Below are 18,263 nucleotides of genomic sequence, written 5' to 3'. Positions count from 1 at the left end.
CTTTCGCGAGCAGGCTCGCTCCCACATTGGTTTTTGGGGTGTTTGTTGGATGGGGTCGTCCTTCCTTGACCCCGTTTTCTTTTAGAACGCGTAGCTGGCCTTGAGGCCGCCGTTGAAGCCGTGGCTGTCGCCGCCGCCATTGGCGCCGACTTCTGCGCCCAGGCTCAGCGCGCCGAGGCTGGCCATGAGGTTGACGCCGCCACTGAACTGATCGCGATTGTCGAAAGCCGCGCGTTGTTCGATATCGAGGCCCAGCAGGTGGCTTTGGCTGTCGACCTGATTGTCGCCCAGTGTGCGTTCGTAACCCACTTGCACGCCCGGCACCAGTTGCCAAGCGTCCATCGCCACTGGGGCGAAGGCGACGTTGAGGTTGGCGACAGCGCTGCGGCGGGTGGCGGTGTTGTCGTCGACGTCGAGGGCCAGTTCGCTGCCCTTCTCTTTGAAGCCGTTGAGGTCTAGGTGGCTGACTCGGAAGCCGAGGCTCGGTTCGAAGGTCATGCCGTTGACCGGGGCGCGGTAACCGAGCGCGACGGTGGCGCCGCTGAGGTTGCCGTGGGTGTCGCCCTTCGCGGTGCCGAGGCCGCCGCCAAGGTCGCGTTTGCTGTCGTAATCGATGTAGCCGGCGCTGGCGTTGGCGTCGAGGAACAGGCCTTGTTCGAGGCTGGTGAAGCCGTAGCGGGCGCCGACGTTGAGGAAGGTGAAGTCGGTATCGGCTTCGCCACCTGCACCGCCGACCGTGCCTTTGCTGTAGCCGAAGCCACCGCGTGCGCTGAGTTGTTCGCTGAAGCGTTGGGTGACGCCGACCATCAGGCCTTGGCTGTGTTCGTTGCTGCTCTCGGCGTGGGCCGAGCCGTCGGTGCCGAGGTAGCCGGCGAGCGCGGTGGTCCAGAGGCGGTATTGGCCGACCTTGAGGTCAGTGCCGCTGGCGAACGGTGCGGCGGCTTGTTCGATCATTGCGTTTTGGCGCAGCAGGTAGCTGGCGGCGTCGGCGTGGACTTGTCCGCCGACCTGCGATTCGACACCGCCGAGGGTGCCAGCGTCGATGGCCGATTGCAGGTAATAGTTGTAGGCGCTGTAGGTGCCGGACAGGCTGGTGTTCTGCAATTCGCGGAGCAGTTCGGCGCCGGCAGCGGCGTTGCCGATCAGCCCGGCTTGGCCTGGGAGGCTGTTGTATTCGACCAGTTTGCCGCGCAGCACGTAAATGGTTTCCTGCGACAGGCCGAGGCCTTGTTTGAGGTAGTTGTCCATGCTGCCGTATTGCGCAGTGACTTCGTCGAGGCCGGCCTGCAAGTAACTGGCCTGCACACCGAGCAGTGGCTCGTAGATCGCGGCCATGCTTGGCGGTAGCGCCTTCAGCGTGGCGGCGACGCGGGCGGCGGTGTAGTCGTTGGTGGCCAGGTAGTTGGCCATGATGGTCGCATCGTCGACCCCGGCAATGCTCTGCAACACGGCGGCGGTCCAGCCGGTGCGATCCTTGCCGGCGGTGCAGTGAAACAGTTGCGCAGCATCGACACTGGCCAGTTCATTGAACAGCACGCCGAACTGGCCGCGCATGCCGGCGTCGCTGACGAACGCGCGGTTGGTTTGCTCCATCATGGCGATGGCGTCGGCGGCACTTTTGAAGGAGATATTGGTGATGTTCGCGCCGGACGTGGTGCTGCCGATGATGTCGATGTTCTGGTAGGTCGCTCCGCTGATCATTGTGTCCGGGGTGGCGGCGATTTCGCTCGGGGTGCGCAGGTCGTAGATGGCTTTGATGCCGAGGCTGTTGAGGGTCGCCAGATCGCTGGCCGTCGGCGTCAGCGCGTTGGAGCGGTAGAACACGCCGCTGCGCATCGTGCCGTCGTGGGCCGTGGTGTACGCGGTGGTGATGCCGGCGATATCACGGAAGTTGTCGATGCCTTGCAGGCGCGGCGTGTCCAGCGGCACGGACTCGGCAGCATGGGCGGCGGCGATGGACAGGCTCAGTCCGGACAGCGAACACAGAAGACGTTGAAACACAGTGCAGCCTCATTGTTTAAGCGTTGGGCTGGTCACTATGGTTAGGCAAGTGATACTGAATATGACAGTTTCGGTTTGAATGGAAATGGCTGCGCGATTGGGCCGTGGGGTGCGTGATTGGTCCATCCTCCGGCAGAGAAAGTCTCAGGAATTAACGAAAATGGAAGATCTGATTCGAATGGCAACACGCGAAGATGCCGCGAACATCAGTGAGCTCATCGTGAATACTTTGCGTGTGTCCAATGGGCGCGACTATTCGCCAGACGTTATAGAGCAGGTGCAGCGCAGCTTTTCACCGCAGGCGGTTCTGGGCTTGCTGGGCAAACGTCAGGTTTATGTGGCGACTTTGAATCAACACATCGTGGCCACCGCCAGTCTTGATCAGGACGTGGTTCGCAGCGTGTTTGTCGAGCCGGGCTGTCAGGGTAAAGGACTGGGTAAGCGGCTGATGGAAAGACTCCAGTCTGTTGCCGTTAGCCAGGGTTTCACCAAGCTGCATGTGCCCTCTTCGATCACGGCTGAAGGATTTTATCGATCGCTTGGGTTCGACAGGGTTCGAGACGAATATCACGGCGTCGAACGTACGATCATCATGCAAAAGCAATGGTGATGGCAGTACCGAACCCACCGTAGAACCATTGCAGCAGTGAGCCTGCTCGCGATGGCGGCCGGCCAGCTGAGGTGGTGTTGACTGAAAAGCCCCCCATCACGAGCAGAAAAAGACCTGAAGGCATCAGCGCGAACTCAATCGACGATGAACAGTTTCGCGCCAGTGGCGGTGAAGGATCGATGACCTTCGGCGTCGTTGCCTACCTGGTAACTCATGCCGGGAGTCAATGTGAACTGGCGGCCATCCTCCAGTTCAGTCTGCAACTGCCCTTCCAGGCACAGGAGGATATGGCCGCGCCAGCACCAATGATCAGCGAGGTAGCCGGGACTGTACTCGACCATCCGCACGCGCGTTGCGCCAAACTGGCACGTTCGCCACCAGGCCGTGCCGGTTACCCCGGCATGCGCCACCGGCTCAATGGTTGACCAGTCGGTGGTACCGAAAGGAATGGCGGTGAGATCCATGGTTACCTCGTTGATGTTCGCGAAGCGCGCAAGGTATCAACGAGGGAATTGTGCCGATAGATACAGACAGCTCGGATTTGCGGGATACAGACTCTGATTACGGTCCTTGTGGAAGCTGGCTTGCCAGCAATGAGGCCCGGTCACACAGCTCACAGAACGCAGAGAAACCAAACAATCCGGGCAGTCAGTTAAGTTGATCTGGAGCAGTATTTACCCTACACGGCAGCCGTAATCTGTAATGGCTGAAAACAGCCGTGCTGTGCGCACGTCACAGGCCTTGAGGCCAAGGTGGCGCTAAATGAACAAAAAACGCATTGTCTGGGGGAGCATTCTCCTGGGCCTTCCGTGTGTCTTGCTTCCGGTCCTTTTGATGGGTTACGTCGCCTGGATGTTGAATCTGGCAGCGGCTCAACAACGCCTGGAAACCCTCGCATCCGTCGCTTCCAGTCGTGCCCATGGCACTTTCAGTGAAGCGGCCGGCGCGCTGAAATCCATCGCCGGCTCGCGTCTCGCGCCGTGCACGCCGGAAAGCATCGACGAGATGCGTCTGTTGACCATCAACACGCTCTCGGTAAAGTCGATCGGTTATGTCGAAGAAGAGATTTACGCCTGCGGTTCCTGGGGCCCGGTCGGGCAGCATGCGGCGCCGTGGCGTGAAGACTTCACCACCTCGGATGGCGTGCGTGTGTCGCTCGGTGTGCAGTCGCGCATCGTTGCGGCCAAGCCGATGATGGCGCTGCAGTATGCGGCGTTCAACGTGCTGGTCGATCCCGAGCAGTTTTTGCAGGTGATGCTTGATGAGGATCTGCACCTGGCGGTCGGCACTGCTGCCGGGCAATTGGTCAGCGCCTCGCGTCCGGGCGCGGAACACTTCCTTGCTCGCGTGCATTCCGGCCCGCACTCGGGCCTTGCCGACGGCTACCTCTACACCCTCGTCCACAGCGGCGACTGGGTCGCCATCGCCGCACTGTCGCGCCACGAGCTGATGCAAGGGCTGATCCGCCGTGAATTGATGCTGTTGCCGATCGGTGGCTTGCTCGCAGGTGTGCTGGTGTTGCTGATCGTGCGCCGCACCCGGCAACGCCTGTCACCGCTGGCCGAATTGCAACTGGCGGTGCGCAATCGCGAGTTCGTCGTTCACTATCAACCGATCATGCGCCTCAGCGACGGTGCCTGCGTCGGCGCGGAGGCACTGGTGCGCTGGCAGCATCCGGATGGCTCGCAGGTGTGTCCCGACGCGTTTATACCATTGGCCGAGCACAGTGGTTTGATTCTGCCGATTACCGATCAGGTGATCGACCATGTGATGCATGATCTCGGCCCGTTGCTGGTCAAGGAACGCAGCCTGCACGTAGCGATCAACCTGGCGGCGAAAGACGTCAGCAGTGGCCGCTTCCTGCCGAAACTGGAAGCTGCATTGCGTCGCGCCGATGTGCAGCAGAAGCAGATCTGGCTGGAAGCGACTGAACGCGGTTTCGTCGAGATCGACGCTGCCCGCGCCACCGTCAATCGCGCCCGCGAGCTGGGTTATCTGGCGGCCATTGACGATTTCGGCACGGGTTTTTCGAGTCTTCAGCATTTGCAGCAATTGCCGCTGGATGTGCTGAAGATCGACAAATCGTTCGTCGACAACATCGATCAGGATGCAGCCACCGGATCAGTGACTGGCCACATTATCGAAATGGCCAAAAGCCTGCGTCTGCAGATCGTTGCTGAAGGCATCGAGACCGAAGCGCAGCGCGATTACCTGCGCGGTCAAGGTGTGCAGTTTGGGCAGGGCTGGCTGTTTGGCAAGGCGATGCCGGCGGATGCGTTTTTGCGCTTCTTTCGAGAGCGTACGAACGTGGCGGTTGAGCAGGATGCACTGGAAGCAGCGATGCCGATTTAAGCGCGCATAAACATCCGGGCAAACCCATCTTCGGTCGCGTGATGGGTTTGCTGAGAGCCCGCGTCAGCTGGTCTGGCTGACCACCTTGATGTGCGTGATCCCTACCCGCGCGGCATGTTCAAGAATCTGCTCGGCTGTTGAATCCGCTGTGGGCATGATCAAACCATTCTCCGCGTCGCCCAGATGCAGTTCCAGCAGATGCATCGCGGCCTCGTGGACAGGCAACTGCTGTTCTTTGAGTTCAAACAAGTGATCACGAGGCTCTTCGTTAAATCGGTATTCGATGCGATAGCTGTACATGATGTCATCCGCGTCAGTAGGAAAAGGCAACTGACTATCCTGACGCGATGGTCAGTTTTTAGTTCAAATTGAATCGCCCTCAGACCAATCTGGAATTCATGGCAAACTTTTCGCTCGCCGAGGCGTCCCTTTCTTAAACCCCCAACCGGCTGATTTCAGCCAAGGACTGGCGATGACCTTTTTTATTTTTCTTCTGGCCTGCGCAGCGGCGGCAACCACCGGCGTGATGTTCAAACCGGGGCCGTGGTACGAAGGGCTGAACAAACCCGGTTTCACTCCGCCCAATTGGGCGTTCCCGGTGGCCTGGACGATTATCTATCTACTGCTGGCGTGGGCCGGTTACCGCTTGAGCCTGATCCCCGGCAGCCAGACCGTGCTGGCGTTGTGGGCGGCGCAGATTGCGCTGAACACATTGTGGACGCCGGTGTTCTTCGGTGCGCATCAGGTGCTGGCGGCGATGGTGATTCTCACGGTGTTGTGGCTGGTGGTCGCGGCGATGGTGGTGCTGGCGATACAACTGGACCTGATCACTGGCTTGATCCTGTTTCCTTATCTCGCATGGCTGTGCGTTGCCGCGGCGTTGAATTTTTCCATCCTGATCAAGAACCGCTGATGACCAGTGCCAATTGGGGTAGTGAAACACCGTGGCCGCAGGGCGAACGTGAGTTGGCGCAGGTGCGGGCCTTCAACAGGAAGCTCGCCTGGCTGCCACGCTTCAAGATCCGCAACCGCCTGACGCCGCGCTTGATTCAGGCGCTGTTGCGCGTCAGCCAGATCGGCGGCTCCGGCGTGTTGCGCAAGTTTGGCCTGACGGCTGAGCGCAAGTTGATGGATGACGTGCCTGTGCGGATCATCCGCCCCAAAGGCCCGGCGAAAGGCGTGGTGCTGGATTTTCACGGTGGCGGCTGGGTGATCGGCAATGCGCAGATGGACGACAACTTCAACGCGGCCATTGTTGATACCTGCGAAGTGACCGTGGTTTCGGTCGACTATCGATTAGCGGTTTCGACGCCGATTGAAGGTCTGCTGCAAGACTGCCTCAACGCTACGCGCGGAGTATTGAGTGATGCCGAATTTGCCGGTCTGCCCGTGGTGGTGGTCGGTGAATCGGCGGGCGGCCATCTGGCGGCGGCGACCTTGTTGGCGCTGAAGCAATGGCCCGATTTACTGCAACGCATCAACGGCGCACTGCTGTATTACGGCGTCTACGACCTCACCGGAACGCCAAGCGTACGCAACGCGCCTGCGGACACACTGGTGCTGGACGGCCCCGGCATGGTCGAGGCGTTGCGCTTGCTCACACCCGAACTGACCGACGAGCAGCGCCGTCAGCCATCGCTGTCTCCGCTGTACGGCGACTTCAGCGGCCTCCCGCCCGCGCTGCTGTTTGCCGGTGAACTCGATCCGCTACGCGACGACACACTCGACATCGCCAAACGTTGGGCGCAAGCGGCCCCGGTCGAAATGTACCTGCTGCCCTCCTCACCCCACGGCTTTATCCACTTCCCCACGGCTATCGCTCAAGGCGTGCTGGCCTACAGCCGGAAATGGATTTCGGCGCGCGTCGAGGCCGTTGGTTCGCCACAAACGCCAGCAGCGGCGCCGTCTCACTGAGTCCACCGACTTAGCTCTAGAGTCGGGGTTAAAGTAAGATCTGTCCGCAACTCCTTGGTTGAGGAGACAGGCTCATGAATACGAAGGGACAACGTGAACCTACGAGATGAAATCGAGAGGACTTTTCAAGGCAAAGCCTTTGCCCGACCGCTTTACTATTCCTACCCTGGAGGACTGCGTTTTGAGCTCTCCGAAACGGGTGGGGTCATTGAGCAGTTCCTGACCGCCCTACGAAAATCGACAACGATCTGCAGCGATATCTTTTCTGACGCGGCAACGTTTGCGGTGTGTCTGCGCACTCACTCAGGCGCCCTTGGTTTTACTCATCGGGCCGCGATTCAGGCATTTCGATCTGCCGGCATTGATATTCCTCCTGAACGCTCGATCTGGAGCGAGGAGATAGATGTCGAAGAATGGTATTGCGAAGAACAGCCTGAGTACTGGATCAACATCGCGTTCGAAGCGCCGATCACAAGCCTTCAAGCATTTCTCTGGTGTGCATTGGCTAAAGATTTTGGCGTTATCGAGCCCAATCCCCACGTTGATGTGTATCTGTTCAATCTGCCGAAACAGGTCATGGTCTTCCCCTACGACGACAGAGGCATGGATGTCGTCGGCCCTAATGCATCGCTGCTTTCGCAACTGTACGAGCGGCACAATCAATACCTGCTGGACTATGACCGCTCGGCCATGGATGCCACGTTCGCAGGGGCGCTTTAGTTGCTACACATGGCGCTGACATCAGCGACGAATCCCAAAAGGGAGCTTTTGGGCGTGAGCAATACTGGGGGCGCAATATGGAAATAGATCGTCTGCTCAAGAAGCGGCAACTCAATGTGCAGGAACAGAATGCGGTGACTGCCCATCGCCTGACGGAAACTGCTCGATTCTGGCGTGATACCGGTATTCCCGAGGCCTTGGCACGTTTCGGCGAGCGCCAAGGTGTTGATTGGTCAGAAACCGTCGTACTCGATCTTGAAGTCGACTTTCCCGGAATGCCACGCCTGTATGGCTTGATCCTCGATCAAGCGGAACGGTTCATAGCGTTTCAAATTGACACCGACAGTGATCATCAACACGTTGAGTTCGTAAGCCAATGGGAGGACGTGTCGGCGCATCAGAACTATACGGCTTCCCAGCGCGGCACCGGCCAAGGCTTTGCTGTGATTTCTTTGCAGGTCAGGCGTGAAGTGCTTGCACAACGATAGGCGCCCGTTTTCAGGCTTAGGTTTACTCTCCCTGGAAGGCCGACAATCGCCACGCTCAGGCGATGTAGAAGAAGTACAGCGCCAAGCCAAGCAACTGCATGAGCAGCAAGATGGAAAGCAAATGATTACACCCCTTCCAGACATTGCTCACTGGTTGGTTTCTGGCGACTCGATAACGAAGGTAACTGTCGAGTGAGAGCGACGCCGTGGGGATCAGCACGAACACAAACGTCAAAAAGAAATTAAACATTTCCTTTGTCCATCGACTCCCAACATGGATCCCGGTGTGTTCGCTGCATCTTGCGCTGCTCAAGTCATATGAGCAGAAAGCTTAGCTGATCGGCACACGCCCGCGATCCGTGGGATTGGGCACCACGATGATGCGGGCAATAACACTTTGTGGGGACAAACCGTTGACATGCAAACCCGCAACACCGCCATTCAATGGCAGAATCCCCTGACCCTGATGATTTCGGAGACCACAATGCTGCGCGTGTTTGAACAACGACTCGACCCCTTCCCGCCCGACGAAGCACCACCCCCGCCCGTCGGTCTGATGCGGTTCCTGTGGGCCTGCACCCGTGGCGCACGCGGTTATATCCTTGCGCTGGCGCTGCTCAGTGCCAGCGTGTCGATCTACGAAGCGTGGCTGTTTTCCTTTCTCGGCCAGGTCGTGGATCTGCTCTCGACGTGGCAGGCCGGCGGCGGTGTCAACGCGCAGGAAAGTCGCGTGCTGTGGGGCATCGGCATCGTCTTGTTCATCAGCATTGGCCTGGTGGCGCTGCGCACTATGGTCCAGCACCAGATATTGGCGATCAATCTGCCGTTGCGGCTGCGCTGGGACTTCCACCGACTGATGCTGCGGCAAAGCCTTTCATTCTTCTCGGATGAGTTCTCCGGGCGAGTCACGACCAAGGTCATGCAGACCGCGCTGGCCGTGCGCGAAGTCCTGTTCACGCTCATCGAGATCGCACCGGGTATCGGTGTTTACTTCATTGCGATCATCGCCCTGGCCGGCGGCTTCGCCCTGAAACTCATGTTGCCGTTCATTGCATGGCTCGCGTTGTTCGGGCTGGCCATGCTGTACTTTGTGCCCCGCTTGGGGAAAGTCGGCCAGGAACAGGCCGATGCACGATCGTCGATGACCGGGCGGATTGCCGACGCCTACACCAACATCACCACGGTGAAACTGTTCTCGCACTCCAAGCGTGAAGCGCACTTCGCCCGCGCGGCGATGGAAGATTTCAAGCTCACCGGGTTTCGCCAGATGCGTCTGGTCAGCCAGTTCGAAATCGTCAATCAGGCACTGGTGGTCGGGCTGATTATCGGCGCTGGCGGTTACGCCCTGTGGCTGTGGCATCTGGGCCAGGTCGGCACCGGTGCGGTGGCGGCGATCACCGCCATGGCACTGCGCATCAACGGCATGTCGCACTGGATCATGTGGCAGATGACGTCGCTGTTCGAAAACATCGGCACCGTCCAGGATGGCATGGCCACCCTCACCCGCGGCCCCAAGGTGCAGGATGCGCCGAACGCCGCCGTGCTGGTGCCGGCGGGCGGCGCGGTGACGTTCGACAAGGTGAACTTCAACTACAACGGCGAACGTCAGGTCCTCGACAACCTGAGCCTGAACATCCGCCCCGGCGAAAAAATCGGCCTGGTCGGCCGTTCCGGTGCGGGCAAATCGACGCTGATCAATCTGCTGCTGCGTTTCTATGATGTCGACAGCGGTGAGATTCGCATCGACGGCCAGAACATCGCGAAGGTGAGCCAGGACAGTCTGCGCAGCGCCATCGGCATGGTCACGCAAGACACGTCGCTGCTGCATCGCTCGATTCGCGACAACATCGCCTATGGCCGCCCGGACGCCACCGACGAAGATATCCGCCGCGCCGCCGCCAATGCCCAGGCCGACGGTTTCATCAGCCAACTCAGCGACAAGCAAGGCCACAGCGGCTACGACACGCTCGTCGGTGAGCGCGGCATCAAACTGTCAGGGGGCCAGCGCCAACGCATCGCCATTGCGCGTGTGATGCTGAAGAACGCGCCGATCCTGCTGCTCGACGAAGCCACCAGTGCCCTCGACTCCGAAGTCGAAGTCGCCATCCAGGAAAGCCTCGATGAAATGATGCAGGGCAAAACCGTCATCGCCATCGCCCACCGACTGTCGACGATTGCCGCCATGGATCGACTGATCGTCATGGATGAGGGGCGGATTATCGAGCAAGGGACTCACGCTGAATTGCTCAGCAGGAACGGGATTTATGCGCGGCTCTGGCAGCATCAGAGTGGTGGTTTTCTGGGTGAAGATCAGGGGGTGGCGGCGGCGATGGATCAGGCTTGAGGGGACGGGGTTGGGAGCAGTCGCTGAGAAGCGACTGCGTTCGGCCAGATCCGCTCAGTCGTGGTAGATACAAACTCGCCAGCGACCTCGCTGCCCCCACTTTAGTCGACAGGCGCAACCTTGCGGTCGCGCAGCGAAACTCATCCGTAGGTGTTCACGAACAAGCCCGCAGTCAGACAGCGCCGGGGCGGCCCCGGCGCAAACGGCTCTTCAACTCGAAGCTGACTTTCTTCGCGAGAAAATGCCATTCCGGCAGTACCAATAGCAGGCCGCCCTCGCGCCCCACGCCACACTCGCGGGAATCTTTGCGTGTCAGCGAAAAAAATCGGTGTGGCAACCTCACACGGTTTCGAATGCATCCCTTGATCGTCCAGGTGACACCTCGCCTCATATAAGCCGTGGCTACCTGACGCTTGCGGTTGAAGAGATGAAGATGAGGCTTGAGCGCAGCCAGGGTGTCCCGGTAAGCGTCGTAGCTTGTCAGGACATGATGCTCGTCTTTGACGCTATTGGTCAGCGACCCTTGACGCACCCTTTGGAAATATCGATCGGCCTGCGTTGCGTAGCAGAGCTTGCTATGAAGATAGATGTTCATGCTGAACAGCTGATCCTCGTGCGCACGCCCCTTGAAAGTCACGTCGAAGCGTTCAGTCACGGTTTTTTTGAAAATGTACTGCCATGTCGTGGCCTTGTATTTATTACTGAGGATCAGATCCTCGAACAGTTCTACGCCCTGACTGAACCAACCCTCGCGGGAAGGTGCGGTATCACGTCTTAAATAATTACGCTCGCCACTCGAATCAACAAAAGAACGCTTTGAGAAGTAATAAAGTTCTAAATCGCTGTTTTCACTTACTGCTTTATTGAAGCCTGCAAAAAGATCGAGACTGACCACATCATCCGGGTCGCAAAAAAACAAGTAGTCGCCTGTAGCGGCATTGAATCCCGTCACGCGCGCCCCACCGACGCCCATATTTTCCTGGGTGATGATTCTTATCCTGCTGTCATCGCCATACTTCGAATTAATTAACTCCAGCGTTCCATCTGTCGATCCATCGTTAACAATCACGATTTCCGATGGCTGAACAGTTTGTCCTAAGAGCGACTCCATCGTCTCGACTATATAATTTTCTACATTATATGCAGCAACAATAACGGAGACCTTCAAATCCAACATGAAATATGCTCTTTAAAAACAATAAAATAAAAGCAGGATAATAACTCGCAAATCATAGCATGGTGATACACGGATTACACTTGGGCAGTTCCTCTCCTACCGCTGTGCTCAAGACCTGCAGGCCGAAAACAGTCATTCAACGCGACTCGGCAACATCCACCCGCCGATCAAGATGCGCACTGCTCCTGGCAACGCCTTGCTGCACACACGAGTTAACTCATCGGCACAGCAAAAACCGCACTGGCCCGCGCAACCGTACGCTCCCCAACATGCAGACTGACGGCAGCAAACGCCAGTTGCCGGCCTTTTTTCGAGTACTCGAGACGCACCTCCAGCCACTCGTTCATGTGTACGGCGCCGAGATAATCCAGGGTCATGCTCGCCGTGATCAGTGGCTGCGGAGGGTCGCTGGAAAAGGCCATGGCGTAACCCATACCGACATCGGCCAATGTCGCCAAGACACCGCCATGCAAGGTGCCCCGGCCATTGGCATGGCGTGAGTCAGTCAACAGGCCCAGCTCCAATTGCAGCCCGCTGCCCCTTGCGTAGATCGGGCCCAGCAAATCCAGCAACGGGCTGCTGCGGCTGAATGGGGTGAATCCCTCGGGAATTGCGCTGACGTCCATGGTCCCTCCGTGTGCCGGCGACTCACCGGCGTCATTGAGCTGAATACTTCGATTCAGTTGGAAGGTTTATGGGGAATCATGTAACGGGGGAAGCACTATACGGATGCGGAATCTGCACTGATAAACCGTGCGCCCTGAATGGGCGGCACTGACACCCGGGGAGCTATCTTGATACCTTGCCGAATCCGAAACAGGCTTTTATTCAAGGAGGAAAATTGCGTATCTACATTACAGGCGCGTCGTGTGCAGGCGTAACGACATTGGGGCAGAACCTCGCCCTTTTGCTCGACCTGCAACACGTCGATGTCGATGATTATTACTGGATGCCGACAAATCCTCCGTTCACGACTAAACGACTGCCCGATGAACGCGTTTCATTGATGCAGCGAGAACTCGGCGACGACGATTGGGTGCTGACCGGCTCGTGTATTAACTGGGGAGATGCGCTGATTGCCCATGCCGATCTGATTGTGTTCGTTGTCACACCGACACCCATTCGCCTTGAGCGGCTGGCAGCACGGGAAAAGCAACGCTTTGGAGAGCGGATTGCACCCGGTGGCGATATGCATGAGATACATGTGGCCTTTCGAGAATGGGCCTCGCAGTACGACAATCCGGGCTTTTCGGGACGCAATCGAGCGTGGCACGAGGCATGGTTATCGGCGCAAACGGCCCCGGTCTTGCGAATCGACGGGATCAATACTCCTGAACAAATGGCTGCGGATGTCATTCACGCTTTAGCGCAATAGCTCAAAACCGCGTAGCGCAGATAACTGCGGCCTCACCCCACCGACGTGACCCTCGCCGCTGGCGCTGGATGACGCGACGTCACCAGGCCGATAAAGGAAATCGCCAGCGCAAGGCCGATCGTTGTGGTGACTTCGGTGCGGTGTTCCGGGGTGATCATCATCACCGCCAGCGCTGCGCAAATAAACACGATCACCAGCCACGTCAGCCAGGGGAACAGCCACATGCGAAAGGTCAGCTCGACGTTGCGCTGTTGCAAAATCCGGCGCATGCGCAACTGCGACACCGCGATGGCGAGATACACCAGCAAGGCAATCGCCCCGGAGCTGGCCAGCAGGAATTGAAACAGCCCGGCAGGCATGAAATAGCTCCACACGGTAATTGACGCACCGATCACGGTGCTGGCGATGACCGCTGCGCGCGGAACACCTTCCGAGGACGTAGCCTTGAGCATCTTCGGTGCATCACCGCGACGGCCCAGCGAATACAACATCCGTGAGGCAATGTAGATCGAGGAGTTCATGCAACTGGCCACGGCGATCAGCACGACGATGTCGACCATGAACTTGGCGTGGGGAATGTTCATGATTTCCAGGGCACGCTGATAAGACCCGACCGAAGCCAGCAACGGATCATTCCACGGCACCACAGAGATGACCACGAAGATCGACAGCAGGTAAAACACGCCGATGCGCCAGATCACCGAACGCGTGGCCTTGGCAATGTTGCGCGACGGATCATTCGATTCGGCGGCGGCGATGGTCACCGCTTCGGTACCGATGAAACTGAACATGATGGTGATGAAAGCGCCAACAACCGCTGACAGACCGTTGGGCGCAAATCCGCCGTGGTCGGCCATCAACCCGCTCAAGCCGCTGACTTCCCTGTCGGGAATCCAGCCCATCAGCACGGCAAACCCGACACCGATAAAACCGATGATCGCCACGACCTTGGCCATGGCAAACCAGAATTCGAACTCGCCGTACTTGGACACGCTGAACAGGTTGGTCACCACCAGCGCAATGATCGAGCCCAATGCAAACAGCCACGCATCGACCTGCGGAAACCATTGGTTCAGCACATGCCCGGCGGCGAGCGCTTCGATAGGAATTACCAACACCCAGAACCACCAGTACAACCAACCGATGGTGAAGCCCGCCCAGCGCCCGATGGCCTGGTCGGCATAGGTAGAGAACGAGCCGGTGTCGGGATTGGCCACCGCCATTTCACCGAGCATGCGCATGACCAGCACGACGAGCAAACCGGAGAACAGATAGGCCAGAAGAACCGCCGGCCCCGCCGCCGCAATGGCATGCCCCGAGCCTACGAACAAACCGGCACCGATAATCCCGGCGATGGACAGCATGGTGACGTGACGAGGCTTGAAGCCCTGCGCCAATTGGCTACTCGAATCCGTTGAGTTCGGGCTGATCATTGGTTTTTTTATTCTCTGCTGATCGACATTTAAGCGAGTTGCCTGAGGCAAACGAGCACCATCGTTGCCTGCTGAAAGCCCTGAATGGAGCCTCCTCAACCGCCGCAGTTCTTATCACCCCCATGTTCTTGATGGGGTCATTTTTTTGTAAAGCCAAGCCACCTTACCCGGCCCGTCAGATGATTCAGTAGCCTGAATGCGCCATGGTTGTGTCTGATATCGACATGCGAAGACCGAGTGGTCGAGATCGACACCAATCAGTCAGCGAGAACTCTCTGAATAGCTTGCGGGTTCGTTGAGCCTTGTTCCAACAATCAGCCATACGCAATACGCAGATGTTTGATCACTTCTTCAATGGAAGGGCCTTGCGCCTTCGGTGGTATCGGGTTTTCCCCAAACTCCCGCCAGACGAACAACGTCAGCTCTGCACCGTCAGTCGCTGATGCAGCGCATTCAACGTGGGCAAACGTATCGAGGAGCCGATATCGCGTGTCCTGCCAGAACAGCGCTTCGACCCAGTGATAAACCGGAATGAAATGGAAATGAATCGGTAAACCCGGCTGATGCCCGTATCGACCGATGTAGAGATGTTTTGGCTTGAGTTGTCGCTCGATGACTTGCTGAGTTTTGGCAAGCAAACCGCCCAACTCGCCCAAGGCATCGGATGACAACTCGGCCAGCGATGTGGTTTCGATCTTAGTCCCCAGCATCAGATAGCCGGGAAGCGTGTTCGCCAGATGGTGATTGATGATCCAATGTTCGGTTTCATGAATGATGAAATGCGGGGCAATTTCCATATGCCGGAGGTCCTTAAGCAATTGAGGCCAAAGAGTAACAAAGGACTCGTCACGATGCCTGCGCAGATCCCGATCCCCCGGCAATGTAAACATCACCCGCGCCCCACGCGGCGCGTTAGCCTCCGCCCACAAACGCCACCATGGGCTGAACTCACGCTAGCTCGACGCAGCGCCATTTTCCGCTTGCTGCCGACATGGCAACAAATCGCCTACTTGCTGGGGCGCCTCGAGACGGGCCACGCCGGACAAACCTATTGGCTCGGCCAAATCGAATGGTGGTGCGACAGGCAGTATCTGGCTGTCGATCCGGTAACACCCAAGGCCGAGCGCGAAGCATTGCGGGAAAAGATTCGGCAATTGACGGTGAAGGGCCTGATTCGCTCGGGTGTGCGCTTGCTCTCCTGAGTGATCCGGGCTGATGATTCAGACAACAGCTACCTTTCCTCTTTTACATGGAACGACGGTCGATCCTTGTTCTCTACCGCTGAACCAACAGCGGAGGGATTGACCATGATTGCCCCTGAAACCGGTATGAAACCGGGTGAGCGTTATCGCATTGAAAGCGTGGAGCGCGCGCCGCAATTTCCTGGATTTTTCCTCGACGGCAAGTATTACCTGGGCCCCGAGCTGCAAACGGCTGTCGGCTGGCTCGAAGGGCAGAACTTCTTGTATGACCAACTCGACCCCAATGGCGAACCGGTTTATCCAGACAGAATCGTCGGCACGATCACCGCGCGGACACTGGAGCTGACAGACGGCCTGCGTCTGAACATCGATGAAATACCGTTTCAGGCAGAAGCCGTTACCCCACTCCAGACGCTTGACGAAATGGCCATTGAAAGCCGACCGCTGGCAATATCGCAACGGCATACGGCAGCAGGCTTGCGCCAGCCGATGCAACCTTCGGCGCTACTGGTTGCAGGTGCCGCATTGCTGGTCGGGTTGTGTCTGTTGGCGATCAATCGCTCTGGTGGTCGAGTCAGGTAGCTTTTGTACGACGCGGGTGGTGGCCGCTGCGTTGTCACGGCCCGCGATCAAAAGCCAAGCACAGCGCTTGCCTCGCGCATGAAGATTTCCACGGTTTTCGGACCGATGCCGTCGAATTCCGCCAGCCGTTGATCAAACGCCTGGCGATCGGCACTTGCCTCGACCATATGGCTGACCTTGCCCGCGTACTCATCGTTTAACCTGCGTGCCAAGGCGTGAAGCCGCGCGGCGGTGGTCTCGTCGTAACGCACGTAATGCGCCTCCCCGAGCATTGCGACCAATTCACGATGACTGCACGCAGCCAGTTTGCGCGGAGTATCGCGCCCGTGTTTATCGGCAATTACGCGATAGGCTTCGGCGGCGATTTCGGCCTGTATCCGCTTGCCCATGAGGAAACTGGCAAGCAACCATTTGAACAGTGCAGCGTCGTCGTTGTGCTTGAGTTGAATGTTCAAATCCTCGGCGCTGATCGTCTTGTTCACTGGCTACCTCCGTGGTTGAAATCATGGGAATTCTTCGTCCCCTTCTATGGTCGGCAAACGCCTGATCTTTAGGCTGCCGCCAGTTCCAACCGTTCAAAGCAACACCATTGTCAGCGGCCTGAAACAAACCGCGAAAATCCTTTGAATCTTTTTGGTCGGCAAAACTCATTTGCGTATGAGCGTAAGGAGGAACGCATGAGCAACGTCGACATCTTCGTCATCGAATACAAACTTCACGGCCAGGCAAAATCATTCGTCATCCGCGCCAAAAGCATGCGCAACGCTGACGCATGGCATTGGGCGAGTTGCGATGCCGGCATTGCACCGATTCCCAAACCCGGCAAACCACCGCTGAAAGTCATCTCCAAACCCCAGGCCGAGCGGTTCGGCATCACCGAGGTGAAATGGCGCGAAACGGCAATGGTGGACTGGATGGAGGCTTAGTCATGCTTAAACAGATCGGTAACACGCTGATCCGCCGTGACCACCGCGCGAGTTGCCATTGCGGCGCCGTGATCCTCGAAATCCACTTGCCCGATGGCCTGCCCACGCCGCATCGCTGCGACTGTTCATTCTGCAAACGCCGAGGCGCGATCGTTGCGGCGGTGCCGGCGGCTGACCTGAAAGTGATCCGTGGTAAGTCGGCATTGATGAAGTACAGTTTTGGCCAGCAAGTGGCCGAGCATTTTTTCTGCGGCAACTGCGGGATCTACACCCATCACCGACGCAGCACCAATGCGCAGGAGTTTGGTTTCAATGTGGGCTGTCTTGAAGGGGTCAACCCGTATGATCTGGGTGAGGTGCCTGTGGCGGATGGCGGGCCTTGGCACTCGCTGTGAAGCAAATGTCCGCTGGCGAGCAGATCAAAGCTCGCCAGCGGTTCAATGAGTAGAACCGGGATTAGCGAAAGAAACCTGCCTTATTGCACTTTCAGCTCAAGCAACTCACCGCCCTCTTTGCTCAAACGCTCCAGATACGCACCGACCTCGAGCAACTGATAAGGGAAGTAAAGACCTGCCGCAGTGGGCGCTCGACCATCGAGCCCGAGCAATCGCTCCAGCAGCATCGCGATACTCAACCCCGTGAGCGCGGCGGCGCCCGCCGGGTGCACGAGGGCATGCCGGGTGTGCAACGGTAGCCCCTGGCGATCCTCGCCAAGCATTTCGATAAGGATCTCGGTCGACATCGGCCGACCCGCGCGCCGCGAAGAGCTGACCCCGCTGGCGAGATTGAACTGAACATTCGGCGCATCGGTGGTGGCCGCCAGCCCTGTGACGTCGATGGACGAGAAACCGCTGGCTTGCATCGGCGTACCGTCCACCGCGCGGAAGCTGACATTCGAATACGAATGTCATTTTGAACGGCGTGTTGATGAGGCGTGTTTAGGAATTTTTCGCGGTTGTTTAAAAGACATGTCGCGTTACCGGCTTGAGGCTACAACGCCTTGCGCCATTGCCTACGACTACGCCAGAATCCGCCGGCTTGTGCGTCTGGGGTTCGGGTTTTATCGTTTCCGGGTCACTGAAAAACAGTGATGGGGTTTGGTAGCCCGCTCTCATATGACGCATAACGTCACCTTGCGC

Annotated in this window: 22 protein-coding genes; 12 read left to right on the top strand and 10 right to left on the bottom strand. The window is 58.0% G+C overall.

Annotated elements, in window-relative coordinates:
* Positions 1 to 81 precede the first annotated feature (81 nt).
* Positions 82 to 2,001, bottom strand: a complete 1,920-nt coding sequence (locus tag M5G26_RS13405) for a tyrosine-protein phosphatase (RefSeq protein WP_273915677.1) — start codon at positions 1,999 to 2,001, stop codon at positions 82 to 84.
* Positions 2,002 to 2,161: 160 nt separating this feature from the next.
* Between M5G26_RS13405 and M5G26_RS13400 the strand changes: the two genes are divergently transcribed.
* A complete protein-coding gene (locus tag M5G26_RS13400; RefSeq protein ID WP_273915676.1) occupies positions 2,162 to 2,611 on the top strand; it encodes a GNAT family N-acetyltransferase in 450 nt (149 codons plus the stop codon).
* Between the two features lie 134 nt (positions 2,612 to 2,745).
* Here M5G26_RS13400 and M5G26_RS13395 read toward each other — a convergent pair whose 3' ends face one another.
* Entirely contained in the window at positions 2,746 to 3,075 is a 330-nt protein-coding gene (locus tag M5G26_RS13395) for a DHCW motif cupin fold protein (RefSeq protein ID WP_038367105.1), read from the bottom strand.
* 370 nt (positions 3,076 to 3,445) lie between these two features.
* Here M5G26_RS13395 and M5G26_RS13390 point away from each other — a divergent pair, with 370 nt between their 5' ends.
* Complete coding sequence (locus M5G26_RS13390) at positions 3,446 to 4,963, top strand: EAL domain-containing protein (protein WP_273915675.1); 1,518 nt, start codon at positions 3,446 to 3,448, stop codon at positions 4,961 to 4,963.
* 63 nt (positions 4,964 to 5,026) lie between these two features.
* Here the strand turns inward: M5G26_RS13390 and M5G26_RS13385 are convergent, their stop codons facing one another.
* Positions 5,027 to 5,293 (bottom strand): hypothetical protein, encoded by a 267-nt coding sequence (locus tag M5G26_RS13385; RefSeq protein ID WP_273915674.1) that lies wholly within the window; start codon positions 5,291 to 5,293, stop codon positions 5,027 to 5,029.
* A 142-nt stretch (positions 5,294 to 5,435) separates the two neighbouring features.
* Here M5G26_RS13385 and tspO point away from each other — a divergent pair, with 142 nt between their 5' ends.
* The 4 genes from tspO to M5G26_RS13365 all read left to right on the top strand — a co-directional run bounded on the left by tspO (position 5,436) and on the right by M5G26_RS13365 (position 8,085).
* Positions 5,436 to 5,876 (top strand): tryptophan-rich sensory protein TspO, encoded by a 441-nt coding sequence (gene tspO, locus M5G26_RS13380; RefSeq protein ID WP_007916213.1) that lies wholly within the window; start codon positions 5,436 to 5,438, stop codon positions 5,874 to 5,876.
* Positions 5,876 to 6,877: an alpha/beta hydrolase gene (locus M5G26_RS13375; protein WP_273915673.1), complete on the top strand. Its 1,002-nt coding sequence runs from the start codon at positions 5,876 to 5,878 to the stop codon at positions 6,875 to 6,877. Before tspO ends, M5G26_RS13375 begins: the two co-directional genes overlap by 1 nt.
* Before the next feature lie 93 nt (positions 6,878 to 6,970).
* Positions 6,971 to 7,597, top strand: a complete 627-nt coding sequence (locus M5G26_RS13370; RefSeq protein ID WP_273915672.1) for a DUF3885 domain-containing protein — start codon at positions 6,971 to 6,973, stop codon at positions 7,595 to 7,597.
* 77 nt (positions 7,598 to 7,674) lie between these two features.
* Complete coding sequence (locus M5G26_RS13365; RefSeq protein ID WP_273915671.1) at positions 7,675 to 8,085, top strand: hypothetical protein; 411 nt, start codon at positions 7,675 to 7,677, stop codon at positions 8,083 to 8,085.
* A gap of 55 nt (positions 8,086 to 8,140) precedes the next feature.
* Here the strand turns inward: M5G26_RS13365 and M5G26_RS13360 are convergent, their stop codons facing one another.
* On the bottom strand, positions 8,141 to 8,335 hold the full coding sequence (locus M5G26_RS13360) for a hypothetical protein (protein ID WP_273915670.1): 195 nt from the start codon (positions 8,333 to 8,335) through the stop codon (positions 8,141 to 8,143).
* 234 nt (positions 8,336 to 8,569) lie between these two features.
* Here M5G26_RS13360 and M5G26_RS13355 point away from each other — a divergent pair, with 234 nt between their 5' ends.
* Positions 8,570 to 10,429 carry an ABC transporter ATP-binding protein gene (locus tag M5G26_RS13355; protein WP_273915710.1) on the top strand — a complete coding sequence of 620 codons (1,860 nt, stop codon included), beginning with the start codon at positions 8,570 to 8,572 and terminating at the stop codon, positions 10,427 to 10,429.
* Positions 10,430 to 10,601: 172 nt separating this feature from the next.
* On the opposite strand, the gene M5G26_RS13350 is transcribed toward M5G26_RS13355, so the two are convergent.
* Entirely contained in the window at positions 10,602 to 11,606 is a 1,005-nt protein-coding gene (locus M5G26_RS13350) for a glycosyltransferase family 2 protein (protein ID WP_273915669.1), read from the bottom strand.
* Between the two features lie 212 nt (positions 11,607 to 11,818).
* Entirely contained in the window at positions 11,819 to 12,232 is a 414-nt protein-coding gene (locus M5G26_RS13345; RefSeq protein WP_134177914.1) for a PaaI family thioesterase, read from the bottom strand.
* Positions 12,233 to 12,447: 215 nt separating this feature from the next.
* Between M5G26_RS13345 and M5G26_RS13340 the strand changes: the two genes are divergently transcribed.
* The gene (locus M5G26_RS13340; protein ID WP_134177913.1) at positions 12,448 to 12,981 is read left to right on the top strand and encodes an ATP-binding protein; all 534 of its coding nucleotides are present in this window, start codon (positions 12,448 to 12,450) and stop codon (positions 12,979 to 12,981) included.
* Positions 12,982 to 13,013: 32 nt separating this feature from the next.
* On the opposite strand, the gene gabP is transcribed toward M5G26_RS13340, so the two are convergent.
* Both gabP and M5G26_RS13330 read right to left on the bottom strand, forming a co-directional pair.
* Entirely contained in the window at positions 13,014 to 14,414 is a 1,401-nt protein-coding gene (gabP, locus tag M5G26_RS13335) for a GABA permease (RefSeq protein ID WP_273915668.1), read from the bottom strand.
* Positions 14,415 to 14,728: 314 nt separating this feature from the next.
* Positions 14,729 to 15,211: an HIT family protein gene (locus M5G26_RS13330; RefSeq protein ID WP_134177911.1), complete on the bottom strand. Its 483-nt coding sequence runs from the start codon at positions 15,209 to 15,211 to the stop codon at positions 14,729 to 14,731.
* 54 nt (positions 15,212 to 15,265) lie between these two features.
* Between M5G26_RS13330 and M5G26_RS13325 the strand changes: the two genes are divergently transcribed.
* Together M5G26_RS13325 and M5G26_RS13320 are read left to right on the top strand one after the other, a co-directional pair.
* Positions 15,266 to 15,616, top strand: a complete 351-nt coding sequence (locus M5G26_RS13325; RefSeq protein WP_273915667.1) for a hypothetical protein — start codon at positions 15,266 to 15,268, stop codon at positions 15,614 to 15,616.
* 105 nt (positions 15,617 to 15,721) lie between these two features.
* On the top strand, positions 15,722 to 16,198 hold the full coding sequence (locus M5G26_RS13320; protein ID WP_273915666.1) for a short chain dehydrogenase: 477 nt from the start codon (positions 15,722 to 15,724) through the stop codon (positions 16,196 to 16,198).
* Between the two features lie 47 nt (positions 16,199 to 16,245).
* On the opposite strand, the gene M5G26_RS13315 is transcribed toward M5G26_RS13320, so the two are convergent.
* Positions 16,246 to 16,680: a DNA methylase gene (locus M5G26_RS13315; RefSeq protein ID WP_273915665.1), complete on the bottom strand. Its 435-nt coding sequence runs from the start codon at positions 16,678 to 16,680 to the stop codon at positions 16,246 to 16,248.
* A 195-nt stretch (positions 16,681 to 16,875) separates the two neighbouring features.
* Here M5G26_RS13315 and M5G26_RS13310 point away from each other — a divergent pair, with 195 nt between their 5' ends.
* Both M5G26_RS13310 and M5G26_RS13305 read left to right on the top strand, forming a co-directional pair.
* Positions 16,876 to 17,124, top strand: a complete 249-nt coding sequence (locus M5G26_RS13310) for a DUF6555 family protein (RefSeq protein ID WP_150692750.1) — start codon at positions 16,876 to 16,878, stop codon at positions 17,122 to 17,124.
* A 2-nt stretch (positions 17,125 to 17,126) separates the two neighbouring features.
* Complete coding sequence (locus M5G26_RS13305; RefSeq protein WP_038367150.1) at positions 17,127 to 17,519, top strand: GFA family protein; 393 nt, start codon at positions 17,127 to 17,129, stop codon at positions 17,517 to 17,519.
* 80 nt (positions 17,520 to 17,599) lie between these two features.
* Here the strand turns inward: M5G26_RS13305 and M5G26_RS13300 are convergent, their stop codons facing one another.
* On the bottom strand, positions 17,600 to 17,986 hold the full coding sequence (locus tag M5G26_RS13300; RefSeq protein WP_244295032.1) for a hypothetical protein: 387 nt from the start codon (positions 17,984 to 17,986) through the stop codon (positions 17,600 to 17,602).
* Positions 17,987 to 18,263: the final 277 nt, after the last annotated feature.

The organism is Pseudomonas sp. TNT2022 ID642 (assembly GCF_028656995.1).
Classification (GTDB): Bacteria; Pseudomonadota; Gammaproteobacteria; order Pseudomonadales; family Pseudomonadaceae; genus Aquipseudomonas.
The sequence above is the reverse complement of the archived record's forward strand: the minus strand, read 5'-3'. Positions and strand labels throughout refer to the sequence as shown.